The organism is Tatumella sp. UBA2305, from assembly GCF_002345795.1.
GTDB lineage: Bacteria > Pseudomonadota > Gammaproteobacteria > Enterobacterales > Enterobacteriaceae > Tatumella > Tatumella morbirosei.
Genome location: NZ_DDVT01000018.1, coordinates 156378 through 171374, shown reverse-complemented (window position 1 = coordinate 171374; position 14997 = coordinate 156378). Strand labels below are relative to the sequence as shown.

The window sequence follows — 14997 nt, the reverse complement described above, 5'->3', positions numbered from 1 at the left end:
ATTCAGCGGCAGGCATCATTTTTAGTGCAGGAAGCCAGTGAGATTAACTGGTAATCTCACTGGCGGATAGCTATTCAGGGTAAAACTTTTGCAGAAATAATCGTCACTGGTTTTGACGGAACGTTCTGATAAGGACCGACATTGGAAGTAGCGACCTGGGAAATACTATCCGCAACATCCATACCTTTGATCACTTTACCAAACACAGCATAACCGAAGTCACGCTGACCATGATCCAGGAAGGCATTGTCAGAAACGTTGATAAAGAACTGGCTGGTCGCACTGTCCGGATCAGCGGTACGTGCCATAGAGATAGTCCCCCTCAGGTTACGTAATCCGTTGTCTGCCTCATTCTTAATCGGCGCTCCTGGTGCTTTTTCTTTCATATCCGCAGTGAAGCCCCCGCCCTGGATCATAAAGCCCGGAATTACCCGATGAAATACTGTGTTGTTATAAAAGCCACTATTGACGTAGCTGATAAAGTTTTTAACGGTGATCGGTGCTTTCTGATCATTCAGTTCCAGCTCAATGTTACCGGCTGAAGTCGTCAGCAACACATGAGTATCAGCCACTGCAGCCGCAGAGGAAAGAGCAAGCAATGCCACTGCTGCCGCCAAAGTACGTTTCAACATAATTACTCCCTGATGGAATTCACACTACGGAAAATGCGCTCAATTGTAGAGAGTTCGTTGGGTAAGAACCAGAGATTTACCGGAGAGAAAACTCCGATATCGCGGAAAAGATCAATGACATGCTGGAATTATGTGAATAAAATCATGTTTCTCATGAAATAAAACCATGATATTTCATTGATTATATATAAAGATCACGATTCACTTTACAATCCCTGGGTGTAATTACCGCCTTTAATTCTTACAAGGGTGTCAAACAATGACAAAGACCAACCTGATTGGCCTGACCTGGATTAGCTTTTTCTCCTATGCGCTTACCGGCGCCCTGGTGATTGTGACCGGAATGGTCATGGATAATATTGCTCAATCGTTTCATGTGCCAGTTGCCAGCATGAGCAATACTTTTACTTTTCTAAATACCGGAATTCTTGCGGCCATTTTCCTCAATGCCTGGCTGATGGAAATCATCCCGTTAAAACGCCAGCTGATTTTCGGCTTTATTCTGATGGTGGTGGCAATTTTCGGTTTAGTGACCGGGCAAAGTCTTGCTGTCTTTTCTGTATGTATGTTTGTACTGGGTATTGTCAGTGGCATTACTATGTCGATAGGGACTTTCCTGATTACTCATCTGTATGAAGGACGGCAACGGGGATCGCGACTGTTGTTCACTGACTCATTCTTCAGCATGGCAGGAACACTGTTTCCTATCATCGCAGGTGTGATTCTGGCAAAAAACCTGCCCTGGTACTGGGTTTACTGCTGCATTGGCCTAATCTATGTGGCTATTTTTATCCTGACACTGATGGTGGAATTCCCTGTATTGGCTAAATCCAGCCAGTTGAAACCGACAGAAAAGGAAAAATGGGGGACTGGCGTATTCCTGCTGGCTCTCGCTGCACTCTGCTATATCCTCGGCCAGCTTGGTTTTATCTCCTGGGTACCGGAATATGCCACCAAAGATCTTGGTGTACCGATTACCGAAGCCGGACAACTGGTAGGTAACTTCTGGACAGCCTATATGGTAGGAATGTGGGTGTTCAGTGTAATTCTGCGCTTTGTTGATATGCAGAAAATCCTGGCAGTGATTACCGGACTCGCCACCGTATTAATGTTCTGGTTTACCCACAGCCAGGCAGTATCAATGCTGCATATTATTATTATGATTCTGGGTTTCAGTTCCAGTGCTATTTACACCACGATCATTACACTTGGCTCTCAGCAGACCAAAGTCGCTTCACCAAAGCTGGTGAACTTCATTCTGACCTGTGGAACCATTGGTACCATGCTGACATTTGTGGTCACCAGTCCGATTGTGAGCCACAGTGGCCCGCATGCAGCACTGTTTACCGCCAACGGTCTGTATGCGGTGGTATTCATCCTGAGTGTGTTGCTGGGCTTTGTCAGTAAACACAAGCTGAATAACAAATCTGCTGCCTGACAGGTTCCACGGTAAGTTACAAAAAGCGCCGGTTCACCGGCGTTTTTTTATGGGTACAGGTAATAAAAAAGGCCACCTTGTGGGTGGCCCTATGCTCAACAGATTACCGGTTGGTGGCTGGTAAGTTACAGAGGACGGGCAACAAACCCTACCGCCTGGTACACCTTATCCAGTGTTTCACGGGCACGAAGGCTGGCCTTCTCTGCACCCTCTTTCATGATGCGATTCAGTAATTGTTCATCATTACGGTACTGTTCAAAACGTTGTTGCAGTTCAGTCAGCATTCCAGAGACTGCATCAGCAACCGCACCTTTAAGATGTCCATACATTTTATCGCTGAATTCTTTCTCCAGTTCAGCCACCGGCTGACCGGTGACTCCTGACAGGATATCCAGCAGGTTTGAGACGCCAGCCTTCTCTTTAATATCATAACGAATCACAGGCGGCTCATCGGAATCAGTCACTGCGCGTTTAATTTTTTTCACTACCGATTTAGGATCTTCAAGCAATCCGATGACGTTATTACGGTTGTCATCTGACTTAGACATTTTCTTTGTCGGCTCCAGCAGCGACATTACGCGGGCACCCGATTTTGGAATAAAGGGTTCAGGAATCCGGAAAATATCACCATACAGAGCATTAAAACGCTGAGCAATATCGCGACTCAGTTCCAGGTGCTGTTTCTGATCTTCCCCGACAGGGACCTGATTGGTTTGGTACAACAGGATATCTGCTGCCATCAATACCGGATAATCAAACAGTCCGGCATTAATGTTCTCAGCATAGCGGGATGACTTATCTTTGAACTGTGTCATACGACTCAGCTCACCAAAATAGGTGTAACAGTTGAGTAACCAGGAGAGCTGGGCATGTTCCGGAACATGGGACTGTACAAAGATTGTTGATTTTTCCGGATCAATCCCGCAAGCCAGATAAAGGGCAAGTGTATCGAGCGTCGCTTTATGCAGTGCCACAGGGTCCTGGCGGACAGTGATCGCGTGCTGGTCAACAATGCAGTAAATGCAGTGATACTCATCCTGCATCTGCACCCATTGACGAAGTGCCCCCATGTAATTACCAATGGTTAATTCACCTGAAGGCTGTGCGCCACTAAAAACAATGGGTTTACTCATAGATTTTATCCTGATTCATTACCGCCCAAGCAGGGGCAAAAGTTGGTCAAACGTTTCCAGCACTACATCCGGCTGGCTGTCTGCAATAGGCTCACCGTAGTTATATCCGTAGGTCATCCCGACACTGCGCACACCTGCTGATTTTGCCGCCTGAATATCATTTCGCGAATCACCAATAAACAGCAACTCATTGGTATTCATCCCGAATTTTCCCAGTACCAGATAGATTGGCGCCGGATGGGGCTTTTTGGCTACCACATCATCACCGCCAATCACCAGCGAAAACAGTGAGTCAATTCCCAGTGATTTGAGTAATGGTGCGACAAAAGGTGTAGGTTTATTGGTGACTACTGCCATAGGAAGATTTTGCTGATGCAATTTTTGCAGAGTCTGGCTGACCCCAGGAAACAGCGCACTACCTTCTTCGGCAGTTTGTGCATAAAAATCATCAAATAACCCACGGCTCCTGAAGATATCTTCACCTGAAGGCTCATGTTGCAATGCATAAGTCAGCGCACGTTTCATCATAATATCAGCACCGTTACCAATCCAGGTTGAAACACGGTCAACCCCGGCAACCGGTAAATTCATATGCTGCAACGTTAAGTCCACTGCTTTCGCCAGTCCCGGAGCACTGTCAGTCAGGGTGCCATCCAGGTCAAAAGCCAGTGCACGAATATCAGTGAAATGAACCATTTGCACTCTCCAGCTCACGGCGCATATCATCAATAATCTTTTTATAGTCCGGGTGACCAAAGATTGCCGACCCTGCTACAAACATATCTGCACCTGCAGCAGCAATCTGGGCAATGTTATCGACCTTAACTCCACCATCAACTTCGAGACGGATATCAAAACCACTATAGTCAATACGTTTGCGGGCTTCACGTAATTTGTTCAGTGTGGATGGCAGAAAACTTTGCCCTCCAAATCCCGGGTTAACCGACATCAGTAAAATTACATCTATCTTGTCCATCACGTAATCAAGATAACTGAGAGATGTTGCCGGATTAAAGACCAGGCCGGCCTTACAGCCGTGTTCTTTAATCAGTTGCAGAGTACGGTCAACATGCAACGTGGCTTCCGGATGGAATGTAATATAGCTGGCACCTGCCTTAGCAAACTGAGGGATCAGGCTGTCTACCGGAGAGACCATCAAATGAACATCAATCGGGGCAGAGATACCATAATCACGTAACGCTTTCAGAACCATCGGCCCCATCGTCAGGTTAGGAACATAATGGTTATCCATGACATCGAAATGGACAACATCCCCCCCTGCAGCAAGCGCTTTCGCGGTATCTTCGCCAAGTCTGGCAAAATCTGCAGACAAGATTGAGGGTGCTATTAAATAGTCTTTCATCCTACTCTCCCGATAGCATTTTTCAGGCTCATTCCCTGAAGAATGACGCTGGTTAGGGTCAGTTTAACGATAAAGCGCCAATATTTCGTTGACTTTGGTTCGGCCATTCACATTACGGCTGATAGAGCGTCGGGCTTTCACCACATGCAGAATGGCCTCTTTATACCATTGTTGCGTCAGTTCCGTATCATGGTTAGAGATTAGCACAGGGACGTCACATTCCCTTGCCAGTTTTTCGGCAAGTTCGGCCAACTGGATCTGCTCAGGCAGGCTAAAACTGTTGGTATGGTAGGCAGTGAAGTTCGCAGTAGCCGATAAAGGCGCATAAGGTGGATCGCAATACACTACCGAACCCGGCATTGCCTGGCTTAATGTAGAATCGTATGACTGACAGATAAAGGTCGCCTTTTGTGAACGTTCAGCGAACCATAACAGTTCTGCCTCCGGAAAATAAGGCTTCTGGTAACGCCCGAAAGGAACATTAAACTCCCCGCGCAGATTGTAACGGCAAAGCCCATTATAGCCATGGCGGTTTAAATACAGAAATAGCAGTGCACGCCGGTAAGGATCGCGACTCTGATTAAATTCTCTACGATGAGCATAATAGGTATCAGAGTCATTCGATTCTGCTGTAAAGAGTTGGCGAGCATCAGCGATAAACGAACTACTGTTGGTTTTGATGATATTGTACAGATTGATTAAATCGCTATTAATATCAGCCAACAGATAACGGGAATAGTCAGTGTTCAGAAAGACTGAACCTGCACCAACAAAAGGTTCGACTAAGCAATCCCCTTCGGGCAGGCATCGACGAATGTCATCAAGCAGGTGATATTTCCCCCCTGCCCACTTCAGGAAAGCGCGGTGTTTTTTCATGCTGTCGTAATAGAGATGTTTTCATTAATGGCTGTGGATAAACCGACAGCAGATCTGCGCTTATAAATGGGGCTGCTATCAGCAGCCCCGGTGAATATCACTTTGCAGCCTCTTTCTTCACCTGACTTAGAGGTTTAACCCAGGGGTTCTGTGCCCGTACCGCCTCTGGCAGAGCACTGATAGCTCGCTTCGCTTCAGCAGATGTTGCATATGAGCCGCTCACCAGAACAAACCAGGGTTTACCATTACGTTCGGTCTGATACACATGATAACTACTCAGTTTCTGCTGTCTGGCCCAGTTGTTCAGAGCATCCTGGCGGGTCGCTCCACTCAACTGCAGAGTATACTCACCCCTTGGTAACTGGCTGGCCGTCTGTGTCGCAGGCTTCTCTGTGCGGGTGACGGAAGACGCAGCAGCAGCCTCACGTTTCACCGGTTTTGCTGTCTGGCTAACAGATTTAGATGATTCTGCCGCCCGGTGCTCCGCTGCTTTCTGTTGATTAGCTTTACGCTGCTGAACAATCCGACGCTGCTCTTCAGTCCTGCGTTGTTCCGCAATTCGGCGGTTTTCACGCTCACGCTCACGCTCAGCGGCTACCGCCTTACGTTCGTTGCTGTGGCTGACACTGCTCTGTGGTGCCCGATGAGCGGCCGTTGGAGTAGAAGCAGCAGGTGCATCGGTTCCTGCGGAAGATGTTGTACTCAGTTTAAGCTTACCTGTGCGTTCTAAGGTTGCCGGCGCTGTGGGCAACGATGTCTGAGATGCATCTCCGGCAGCAGGAATTTGCGTGTTATTGAGTGCACTGCCCATATCACCTGAAACGGTAACACGTTGCTGATCTGCTGTAGGTGCTGCAGGATTTCCCTGTGAAGGAGTCGAGGAAATTGCTGGCATCGAAATATCATGGCCGGATGAGGCATTTGCCGGATTAGCAGCATTACCCTGAGTGACAGTAGTCTCCGGAGTAGAAGATGCCGGAGCCTGAGAGTTAGCGGTGGCTGGCTGACCACTCATTCCTGCAGAGCCGGAAAGATCGATATCTTTACTGGTGCCGGCAGAAGAGTTTGCTGTCGAAGATGGAGCACTACCGGAAGGACTTTTCAGTGCAGACCCAATACCCAGAATTAACATCAGCAGCACCAGAATACCCACCGCAACCATAATATGTTGCTTAGAAACAGGCAATTTTGGCCCTGGAGATGATTTACGGCTTCGCGCAGCAGGGCGATCACTGGCGTCAGGTTTTAACTCATCTTCCGGTTGAAACTCATCCATTAAACCACCTCATACTTAACCGTTTGTCTCTCGCTGTCCATTGCTGTGCAAGAACACTGTATGTCGTATTATTAGTCTGGCTGACAATCATTGATTGCAGCTAAAACAATATCATGTGCAACACCACTTCTCACTTCTGACTCACCAATATTGCGTGGCAGAACCAAACGAAGTTCACCACCCAGTACTTTTTTATCGCGCATCATGTGCGGCAGGTATTCCTCAGCCGCCATTTCACGTGGCCCTTTCACCGGGAGTCCGGCGCGTTCCAGCAAGGTAATAACCCGTTGAGTATCTTCGGCGGCAAAACCATTAACACGTTCTGCCGTTCGGGCAGCCATCACCATCCCGGCAGCAACGGCCTCACCATGTAACCAGTTACCGTAACCCATATGAGCTTCAATGGCATGCCCAAAGGTATGACCCAGATTCAACAACGCTCTGATTCCGGATTCACGTTCATCTGCCACGACGACATTCGCTTTAATCTCACAGCAACGACGGATACACCATGAGAGTGCATTTTCATCCAGGCCCACTAATTCTTCCATGTGCTGTTCCAGCCACACAAAAAATTCTTTATCCAGAATGATACCGTATTTAATCACTTCTGCCAGTCCGGACGAAAGCTCACGTGCTGGCAGGGTTTTCAGGCAATCAGTATCAATAATGACCGACACGGGCTGATAGAATGCGCCGATCATATTTTTACCCAGAGGATGGTTAACTGCGGTTTTCCCGCCGACAGAGGAATCGACCTGAGAAAGTAAGGTCGTCGGCATCTGGATAAAACGAACGCCACGCTGATAACAGGCAGCCGCAAACCCTGTCATATCACCGATGACTCCGCCACCAAGGGCTATCAGAGTGGTATCCCGACCGTGGGGTTTTTCGAGTAATGCTGTGAAGATTTTCTCGAGGACGGTCAAAGTCTTATATTGCTCGCCGTCAGGTAATATCACCTGATCAACGATAACGCCTGCAGCCGAGAGTTTCCGGGTGACAGAACTCAGGTAAAGCGGTGCCAATGTGTCATTGGTCACCACCATCGCATGATCTCCGGTACTAAGTGGCCAGTATGATGCAGGATCATCAAACAAACCTGCAGCTATGCTGATCGGATAACTACGTTCTTCAAGTGAGACCGTGATCTGCTCCATAATGATCGATACCCTGCGACTGAGTCTGCTTAAGACAAATTAATTACTTTCCAGCATATGAATAATCTGGTTTGCGACCACTTTAGCACTTTGCTCATCGGTTCTGATGGTCACATCTGCAATTTCTTCATATAGAGGATTCCGCTCATCGGCCAGTTCTTCCAGTACTTCTCTCGGAGGAGAATCCACCTGAAGCAACGGACGACGTTTATCACGTTGGGTACGTGCCAGCTGCTTTTCTATCGTGGTTTCCAGATACACCACCACGCCGCGGGCCGAAAGCCGATTGCGGGTTTCCCGTGATTTTACTGAGCCACCGCCCGTCGCAAGGACAATTCCCTGTTTTTCAGTGAGCTCATTGATGATTTTTTCTTCGCGATCACGAAAACCATCTTCGCCTTCTACATCAAATACCCAGCCAACATCAGCTCCGGTACGTCGCTCAATTTCCTGATCGGAATCATAAAATTCCATATTGAGTTGCTGAGCTAACTGACGACCAATAGTGCTTTTGCCGGCACCCATAGGCCCAACCAGAAAGATATTTCGTTTCTCTGCCATTTTATCGGTATTACTAAGAATTCGTTGATGATACCCCGCGTTCAGCCTTGCTGACAGGCGGGACAGACACTGAGACCTCATAAGTGTTAATAAGAGTCAGACAAAAAATTATCTCAACACTCAGGGCCATTTGGCAACCAAATAAATGATCTCCGGTGAAGCTTTCTCCCCACGGAGCGATATTTAACCGTCTGATTTGTTCATTTTTGCAACAAACATACGGCAGGCAATAGCCATAACCTGATATTTTATCTGGTCCCGGGCAGCTGCTCCGGGTTTACAAAATCGCTAATCTTTTATGCTAAATAATGGGCTGCGTCAATGTTGATCCCTGTCCGACAGGATAATAGCCGTCTTTATCAGGGAAATATGAGTCTGGGAGTGATAAATATCACAAGTTCCCGCTTAGTTTGTTGACTCACATCACGACGAAATAAACGCCCGGCTACCGGAAGTTCTGCCAACCCGGGGACTTTATTCTGCTGCTGACTTTGATGTTGCTGAAAAATCCCGCCCAGCGCCAAAGTTTGCCCATCCTGAATCGTCACTTTGGTCTCAATCTCCTGTTTATCAATGCTCAAAGGCATACTACTCCCTTTTTGCAAGGCTTTACCGGGCACATTCTGGCTGATATGAATAGTGAGCCGCAGGTTGCCTTCTCCAAGCACTTCCGGCGTAATTTTCATGCCCAGCACAGCTTCTTTAAACTCGATGGTCGCCACATCGTCCTTACCCTGAGAAACGACATAAGGAATCTCCGTCCCTTGTTTAATCGAAGCTGGATTCCCGTGAGATGTGATAAGCCTGGGACTGGCAATGATTTCGACCTGATTCTCCTGCTCAAGCGCACTTAATTCAAGGTTGAGCATCTTTCCATTAAGCCTTGTCAGCGTGATTCCGGCGGTAATAAAAGGTGATTCAGCCTGCAAAGGAATATTCAACGTCGGGGAAGACAAAATGTCATCCACCAGTGTGCTGCCAGTCAGTCCCCAGTTAACCCCCAGTTCGTGCAATTGCTCCTCACTAATGGTGACGATATGGGCGGTGATTTCAACCTGAGGGATTGCAACATCAAATACTTTTATCCATTGCGCGATATCTGCCAGCGAAGACTCAGTATCCTGAACAATTAACATATTTGCCCTACTGTTCAGTGAGATACGACCGTTCGGGGTCAGTAAACCAGAACGGTCATTTTGTAATAGCGAGCGGATCTCATTGACGTCGGTATAACGAAGAATAAAACGTTGAGTCTTCAAAGGAACACGATTCTTCTCTGGCAGATGAGCTGGTTCCTGCTCCAGTTTCTTCGGGGGTACTGGCGAAACACGCAGTATGTTTTGCCTGAGTTCAGCCTGGACACCCGCTATTTCTGCCACCAAAGCAACTGCCTGTGGCCAGTCAATCTGATGTAACCGCACTGATATTTCCCTGTTCACCCCCGGAGCAATCACCAGATTCACCTGCCGAAATTCGGCCAGGTGATAAAAAATCTGGTCCACAGGAGTGGCTTCAAAATCAAGTGATATCATATTGCTACTGGCAGACGTTGCAGAAGCAGAAGCAGAAGCAGAAGCAGAAGCAGAAGCAGAAGCAGAAGCAGAAGCAGAAGCAGAAGCAGAAGCAATACAAGCCAAAAGGCATAAAAACAGTAAGTCAAACTTCATTACGATATCCTTTCGTCAGTGTCATAACCCATGCGGGAAGCCGGCATTCCGGACGATGTCGAAGAATGACCCGCCTCCGGTCAATCTGTTCAACCTGCCATAATGTTCCCGGCAGGAACTGGCCCGGTAACAATAAATAATGCCCCTTCTTTGGGTGGCGCATTATTGCTGCCTGTCTGCCCTGCTGCAGCAGGGTTCCCCGGAGTTGCCATTGTGCTTCGCTGCTCGCATCAGTCTGGCATAGCTGACCATCAGCCAGAGGACGGAAAGGATCACGTTCGCTACACAGTACGCTGACTGAAAACAGACACAGCAAAAACCAGGCATTATTCATGGAGATTAAGCCATATTGCCAACTGTAATCTTTCATCTGACCCTGAACGGTTTTCCAGGGAAAAGCGGCCAGGGTACATGGGCGGATTGAGTTGTGCCATCTGAAGGAAGAGTTCAGGAACGTCAGGCCATCGAAGTTCCAGTTGTAATTCAACAGGCCTGGCGCTATTACGCCAACGTATGACTTTCCTGTGGCTGGCTGAAAGTAATTGTTCCAGGCTACCCGCATCCTTCTGTTGCAGAACTTCACTTTCGGACTGCCACAGAACACGCAGCTGTTCAGGCGTGGCCAACTGAACATACTGTTGGCGCTTTTCGGTCAGGGTCATGCGCTGTTGAAGATATCGTTGTTCACTGTATTGATAACGCCGCCACTCAGGTAAAATAACCATAAAGCAGGCAGAGAGAATGACAGAGGCAGACAGGAAGCTGAAAACCATCCACTGCTGACTGGGTGGCCGGAATAATAAAGACAGGCTGGTATCATTCATCATTGTTTTCCTCAGAAAATTGCATCACTTCCGCCAGGGCAGCTTTTAGTGAAAATCGATATTCTCCGGCAGAAGCCGGCCCTAGCTCCTGAATATCGATACGGGTAAAAAAAGGCAGAGCCCTAAGACAACGACTAAAGATGAATAAACTCGCCAGAGAATCTGTCTGGCCTCTCAACAGCAGGCTACCTTGTTGCTGATTTAAAGAATGTAACCATACTGAGTCAGGCATTAGCACAGGCAGTTGTGATAAGAACGTCCTCCAGTGCATGAAGGTCTTTTGCTGGCGGCGACGATTGCTATTTTGCCGTTGTGATTCAAGTAACCGCTGATTCAGTTGTTGTTGCTGAGCCAGTAACTGAACTGTTTGCTGAATTACTGCCTCCTGCTGGCTCCCCCACAAATCTGAACGAATCCGACAACCTTGCAGGTACTGCCTGATGCCTGCGGAAATCATAGTCACTGTGAGCAACAGCAATGCAATTCCTGACAGCCAAAACTCCTTTCTGCGACGAAGGATTTTTTCCCGCCATGGCAATAAATTCACCCCGGTCATAGCCTGTCCCTCTGACGCAATGCAAGTCCGGCAGCTAAAGTAAAACTACTGTCCTGAACCGCGGATGGGGGATCACGATGAGTGAACAGAGAAAAAAGTTGAAAGGGATGAAATCCTGGTGGCAGTGGCTGTTGCGGGCTGCAGCAAAACAGACGCTCTGTGGCTTCAGGACATTGTTCCAGACATACCGCAGCGGCATCCGTTGATTGTTGGCGAAACTTCCAGCCATCACTGACAACGCCGTTCCGGCAACAGGACCACATCCAGAAAGTTTCACTGCCATGCAGTAAAATCTTGTCGCCGGTTCGTGGAAGCAGTTTCATCACCACGGCCAGGCAGCCCGGCATAAGCTCAAAAACATCAGGGCAAAGACCGGCCCGTTGGAAAAGAGTTATCCATTGCTGTACTACCAACTGACTGGCCATGGTGACAGATACCTGCAGTGGATGAGCCCTGCTGTATTGATAATCCAGAGCCAGAGTTCCATGGCCTTCCGGAAATAACTGACCAGACGCGGTGCGGACATATTGGCCAAGCCGGGGTTCATGAAGCACAGTTGGCGGAACTTTCAGACTTCGCCTCAGCACCAGATGAGGGGGCAACCCTACCCGCAATGAAAAATTTGCCGGCAATCGTTTATGCCACTGGCTCAGAAGCTGAACCAGTTCTTCCTGTGGAAGGGGATTAGCGTCAGTACTATTCTGAACACTGAGAGCATGTTGCCACTGGTCACAGAGTTGCCAACCCCCACGCCTTCTCTGTATGGCCAGTGCGGTGACCTGTTCGGGCTGGATATCCAGCCCAATATTCCAGTGAGAAAAGAACATCGGCGACACCTCCATTGTGTCTGTTCCGTAAAATGACGTATCAAAGCATCCCTCTTGCATTTATACTACGCGCCGATTGTTTATAAACTATCCGGTTGACCTATAGCGGGAAATTTCAGGTGAAGTTCTTAAAGTATTTATTCATTTTTGCAGTGTGTTGCGTTTTGCTGGGGCTCGGCTCGGTTTATGGCCTATACAAGTATATTGAGCCCCAGTTGCCTGACGTAAACACTCTGAAAGACGTTCGCCTGCAAACACCCATGCAGGTGTACAGTGCTGATGGCGAACTTATTGCTCAATTTGGTGAAAAACGACGCGTGCCGCTCAGGCTAAACCAAATCCCACCGGAAATGGTCAAAGCCTTTATTGCCACCGAAGACAGTCGTTTTTATGAACACCATGGTGTTGACCCGGTCGGTATTTTCCGTGCAGCCAGCATTGCGCTAATGACGGGACACGCAACGCAAGGCGCCAGTACAATTACGCAGCAGCTGGCACGTAACTTTTTCCTCACACCAGAAAAAACACTGATGAGGAAAATCAGGGAAGCCTTCCTGGCCATCCGGATTGAACAACTACTCAGCAAAGATGAAATCCTCGAACTTTACCTGAATAAGATCTATCTGGGTTACCGGGCTTACGGTGTCGGCGCTGCAGCTCAGGTTTACTTCGGTAAAAACGTCGACCAGTTAACACTGAGCGAGATGGCGATGATCGCCGGTTTACCTAAAGCACCCTCAACTTTTAACCCGCTCTATTCACCGTCCAGAGCATTAGCGCGACGTAATGTGGTCCTTTCACGTATGTTGGATCAGCACTACATAACCCAACAACAATATGATGAAGCGCGTCAGGAAAAAATTGATGCCAGCTATCATGGCCCGGAAGTCGCATTTACCGCACCTTATATTACCGAGATGGTCCGTCAGGAGATGGTAAAACGCTACGGTGATAATGCTTATACCGATGGTTTTAAAGTCTATACCACTATTACCCGCAAACTGCAGACCGCAGCGCAGGATGCCGTACGTAAAAACGTTATCGACTATGATATGCGCCATGGCTACCGCGGGCCGCAGAAAGTGCTATGGAAAGCGGCCGATCAACCCTGGGATAACACCCGGATTACTGATGAGCTGAATTCTCTTCCGGTGTACGGTCCTTTGTATCCGGCGGTGGTGATGTCTGTAACTCCGGATTCAGCCAGCGTCATTATGAAAGGAGGTTCAACGTTATCTCTGTCTCTGGATGCCGTTCGCTGGGCAAGGCCCTTTAAGTCCGATACTCTGCAAGGTGCCACCCCACGAGCAGTTAATCAGGTACTCCAGCCAGGGCAGCTTATCTGGGTACGTCAGGCCGACAGCCAGTGGATGCTGGCTCAGGTACCCGATGTTAACTCGGCGCTGGTATCACTCAACTCAAAAACCGGCGCAATTATCGCACTGGTCGGCGGGTTTGATTACGGCCAGAGCATGTTTAACCGCGCCACCCAGGCATTGCGTCAGGTGGGTTCTAACATCAAACCTTTCCTGTATACCGCTGCGATGGATAAAGGGCTGACACTGGCAACGATGCTTAATGATGCGCCGATTTCCCGCTGGGATGCCGGTGCCGGTGCTGACTGGCGACCTCACAACTCACCTAATACTTATGACGGACCGATCCGTTTACGCGAAGGGCTTGGGTTATCGAAAAACGTGGTGATGGTCAGAGCCATGCGGGCAATGGGTGTTGACTATGCTGTGAAGTATTTACAACGTCTTGGTTTCCCCGACCAGAATATTGTTCATACCGAATCTCTGGCATTAGGTGCAGCCTCCTTCACCCCTCTGCAAATGGTTCGTGGCTATGCCACATTAACCAACGGCGGATTCCTGATCGATCCCTGGTTCATTCAACGGATAGAGAATGCCGACGGTACTACTGCCTTTGAAGAAAAACCAAAAATTGCCTGCCCGGAGTGTAATATCCCGGTAATTTATGGTGATACGCCAAAATCTGCAGCACTCAATGAAGAAAGCATTGAAAATGTGGCCCCCCCCGGACAGACCTCCTCCACGCCGGCAACATCACCGCAGACCGATCTTGAACAGGCCCCTGACCAGACCACAACAGATCAGCAGTATGCACCTCATGTGATCAGTACACAGCTTTCTTTCCTGATCAAAAGCGCACTGAATTCGAATGTGTTTGGTGAACCAGGCTGGCAGGGTACCGGCTGGCGCGCAGGCAGAGATCTGAAACGAAATGATATCGGCGGTAAAACCGGTACAACCAATAATTCTAAAGATGCATGGTTCTCCGGATTTGGCCCGGATATCGCGACGACAGTATGGATTGGCTTTGATGATGCCAGGCGAGATCTTGGACGCAGTACATTATCTGGTGCGATAAAAGATCAGGCTTCAGGCTATGAAGGCGGTGCGAAGAGTGCCCAACCTGCCTGGGATGATTATATGAAAGTGGCTCTGGACGGTGTACCGTTACGCCCTCTGGTTCCACCCGAAGGGATCACGACCGTCACCATTGACCGAAGTACCGGGAAATTGTCGAAAGGAGGCAGTAACAGCCGCCAGGAATACTTTATTACCGGAACCCAACCCACCGAATATTCGGTCAATGATTCCAGTCCAACGATCATGGATAACGGCCAGAGCCACGATCTGTTCTGAGTATGACGATGA

General features: G+C 48.5%; 15 protein-coding genes. 2 read left to right on the top strand and 13 right to left on the bottom strand.

Annotated elements, in window-relative coordinates; genetic code table 11:
• Positions 1-74: 74 nt before the first annotated feature.
• Complete coding sequence (gene ppiA, locus B3Z23_RS11790; protein WP_294910213.1) at positions 75-632, bottom strand: peptidylprolyl isomerase A; 558 nt, start codon at positions 630-632, stop codon at positions 75-77.
• Between the two features lie 259 nt (positions 633-891).
• Between ppiA and tsgA the strand changes: the two genes are divergently transcribed.
• A complete protein-coding gene (gene tsgA / locus B3Z23_RS11785) occupies positions 892-2070 on the top strand; it encodes an MFS transporter TsgA (protein ID WP_294910211.1) in 1179 nt (392 codons plus the stop codon).
• A gap of 125 nt (positions 2071-2195) precedes the next feature.
• On the opposite strand, the gene trpS is transcribed toward tsgA, so the two are convergent.
• The 12 genes from trpS to B3Z23_RS11725 form a co-directional block, all read right to left on the bottom strand.
• The gene (gene trpS, locus B3Z23_RS11780; protein WP_294910210.1) at positions 2196-3203 is read right to left on the bottom strand and encodes a tryptophan--tRNA ligase; all 1008 of its coding nucleotides are present in this window, start codon (positions 3201-3203) and stop codon (positions 2196-2198) included.
• Positions 3204-3221: 18 nt separating this feature from the next.
• Positions 3222-3899, bottom strand: a complete 678-nt coding sequence (locus B3Z23_RS11775; protein ID WP_294910208.1) for a phosphoglycolate phosphatase — start codon at positions 3897-3899, stop codon at positions 3222-3224.
• Positions 3883-4566, bottom strand: coding sequence for a ribulose-phosphate 3-epimerase (rpe, locus tag B3Z23_RS11770; RefSeq protein ID WP_038016533.1), 684 nt, complete (start codon positions 4564-4566; stop codon positions 3883-3885). The genes B3Z23_RS11775 and rpe overlap by 17 nt, the downstream gene beginning before the upstream one ends.
• A gap of 63 nt (positions 4567-4629) precedes the next feature.
• Positions 4630-5442 carry an adenine-specific DNA-methyltransferase gene (gene dam, locus B3Z23_RS11765; protein ID WP_294910207.1) on the bottom strand — a complete coding sequence of 271 codons (813 nt, stop codon included), beginning with the start codon at positions 5440-5442 and terminating at the stop codon, positions 4630-4632.
• A gap of 97 nt (positions 5443-5539) precedes the next feature.
• Positions 5540-6718 (bottom strand): SPOR domain-containing protein, encoded by a 1179-nt coding sequence (locus B3Z23_RS11760; RefSeq protein ID WP_294910206.1) that lies wholly within the window; start codon positions 6716-6718, stop codon positions 5540-5542.
• 71 nt (positions 6719-6789) lie between these two features.
• Entirely contained in the window at positions 6790-7878 is a 1089-nt protein-coding gene (gene aroB, locus B3Z23_RS11755; protein ID WP_294910205.1) for a 3-dehydroquinate synthase, read from the bottom strand.
• A 39-nt stretch (positions 7879-7917) separates the two neighbouring features.
• On the bottom strand, positions 7918-8439 hold the full coding sequence (aroK, locus tag B3Z23_RS11750) for a shikimate kinase AroK (protein WP_029685383.1): 522 nt from the start codon (positions 8437-8439) through the stop codon (positions 7918-7920).
• Positions 8440-8798: 359 nt separating this feature from the next.
• Positions 8799-10106 carry a type IV pilus secretin PilQ gene (gene pilQ / locus B3Z23_RS11745; protein ID WP_294910203.1) on the bottom strand — a complete coding sequence of 436 codons (1308 nt, stop codon included), beginning with the start codon at positions 10104-10106 and terminating at the stop codon, positions 8799-8801.
• A complete protein-coding gene (locus tag B3Z23_RS11740) occupies positions 10096-10476 on the bottom strand; it encodes a hypothetical protein (RefSeq protein WP_294910201.1) in 381 nt (126 codons plus the stop codon). Before B3Z23_RS11740 ends, pilQ begins: the two co-directional genes overlap by 11 nt.
• Positions 10433-10933 carry a hypothetical protein gene (locus B3Z23_RS11735; RefSeq protein WP_294910200.1) on the bottom strand — a complete coding sequence of 167 codons (501 nt, stop codon included), beginning with the start codon at positions 10931-10933 and terminating at the stop codon, positions 10433-10435. Before B3Z23_RS11735 ends, B3Z23_RS11740 begins: the two co-directional genes overlap by 44 nt.
• On the bottom strand, positions 10923-11486 hold the full coding sequence (locus B3Z23_RS11730) for a PilN domain-containing protein (protein WP_294910198.1): 564 nt from the start codon (positions 11484-11486) through the stop codon (positions 10923-10925). Before B3Z23_RS11730 ends, B3Z23_RS11735 begins: the two co-directional genes overlap by 11 nt.
• Complete coding sequence (locus tag B3Z23_RS11725; protein WP_294910196.1) at positions 11483-12313, bottom strand: hypothetical protein; 831 nt, start codon at positions 12311-12313, stop codon at positions 11483-11485. Before B3Z23_RS11725 ends, B3Z23_RS11730 begins: the two co-directional genes overlap by 4 nt.
• A 119-nt stretch (positions 12314-12432) precedes the next feature.
• Here B3Z23_RS11725 and mrcA point away from each other — a divergent pair, with 119 nt between their 5' ends.
• Complete coding sequence (gene mrcA, locus B3Z23_RS11720) at positions 12433-14985, top strand: peptidoglycan glycosyltransferase/peptidoglycan DD-transpeptidase MrcA (protein WP_294910194.1); 2553 nt, start codon at positions 12433-12435, stop codon at positions 14983-14985.
• Positions 14986-14997: the final 12 nt, after the last annotated feature.

What these genes read in the sequence shown, in the direction of transcription:
- aroK (WP_029685383.1), bottom strand. Translation starts at nt 8,439, where the DNA reads ATGGCAGAGAAACGAAATATCTTTCTGGTTGGGCCTATGGGTGCCGGC.
- B3Z23_RS11735 (WP_294910200.1), bottom strand. Translation starts at nt 10,933, where the DNA reads ATGATGAATGATACCAGCCTGTCTTTATTATTCCGGCCACCCAGTCAG.
- trpS (WP_294910210.1), bottom strand. Translation starts at nt 3,203, where the DNA reads ATGAGTAAACCCATTGTTTTTAGTGGCGCACAGCCTTCAGGTGAATTA.
- dam (WP_294910207.1), bottom strand. Translation starts at nt 5,442, where the DNA reads ATGAAAAAACACCGCGCTTTCCTGAAGTGGGCAGGGGGGAAATATCAC.
- B3Z23_RS11760 (WP_294910206.1), bottom strand. Translation starts at nt 6,718, where the DNA reads ATGGATGAGTTTCAACCGGAAGATGAGTTAAAACCTGACGCCAGTGAT.
- B3Z23_RS11725 (WP_294910196.1), bottom strand. Translation starts at nt 12,313, where the DNA reads ATGTTCTTTTCTCACTGGAATATTGGGCTGGATATCCAGCCCGAACAG.
- ppiA (WP_294910213.1), bottom strand. Translation starts at nt 632, where the DNA reads ATGTTGAAACGTACTTTGGCGGCAGCAGTGGCATTGCTTGCTCTTTCC.
- B3Z23_RS11740 (WP_294910201.1), bottom strand. Translation starts at nt 10,476, where the DNA reads ATGAAAGATTACAGTTGGCAATATGGCTTAATCTCCATGAATAATGCC.
- B3Z23_RS11775 (WP_294910208.1), bottom strand. Translation starts at nt 3,899, where the DNA reads ATGGTTCATTTCACTGATATTCGTGCACTGGCTTTTGACCTGGATGGC.
- rpe (WP_038016533.1), bottom strand. Translation starts at nt 4,566, where the DNA reads ATGAAAGACTATTTAATAGCACCCTCAATCTTGTCTGCAGATTTTGCC.
- pilQ (WP_294910203.1), bottom strand. Translation starts at nt 10,106, where the DNA reads ATGAAGTTTGACTTACTGTTTTTATGCCTTTTGGCTTGTATTGCTTCT.
- aroB (WP_294910205.1), bottom strand. Translation starts at nt 7,878, where the DNA reads ATGGAGCAGATCACGGTCTCACTTGAAGAACGTAGTTATCCGATCAGC.
- tsgA (WP_294910211.1), top strand. Translation starts at nt 892, where the DNA reads ATGACAAAGACCAACCTGATTGGCCTGACCTGGATTAGCTTTTTCTCC.
- B3Z23_RS11730 (WP_294910198.1), bottom strand. Translation starts at nt 11,486, where the DNA reads ATGACCGGGGTGAATTTATTGCCATGGCGGGAAAAAATCCTTCGTCGC.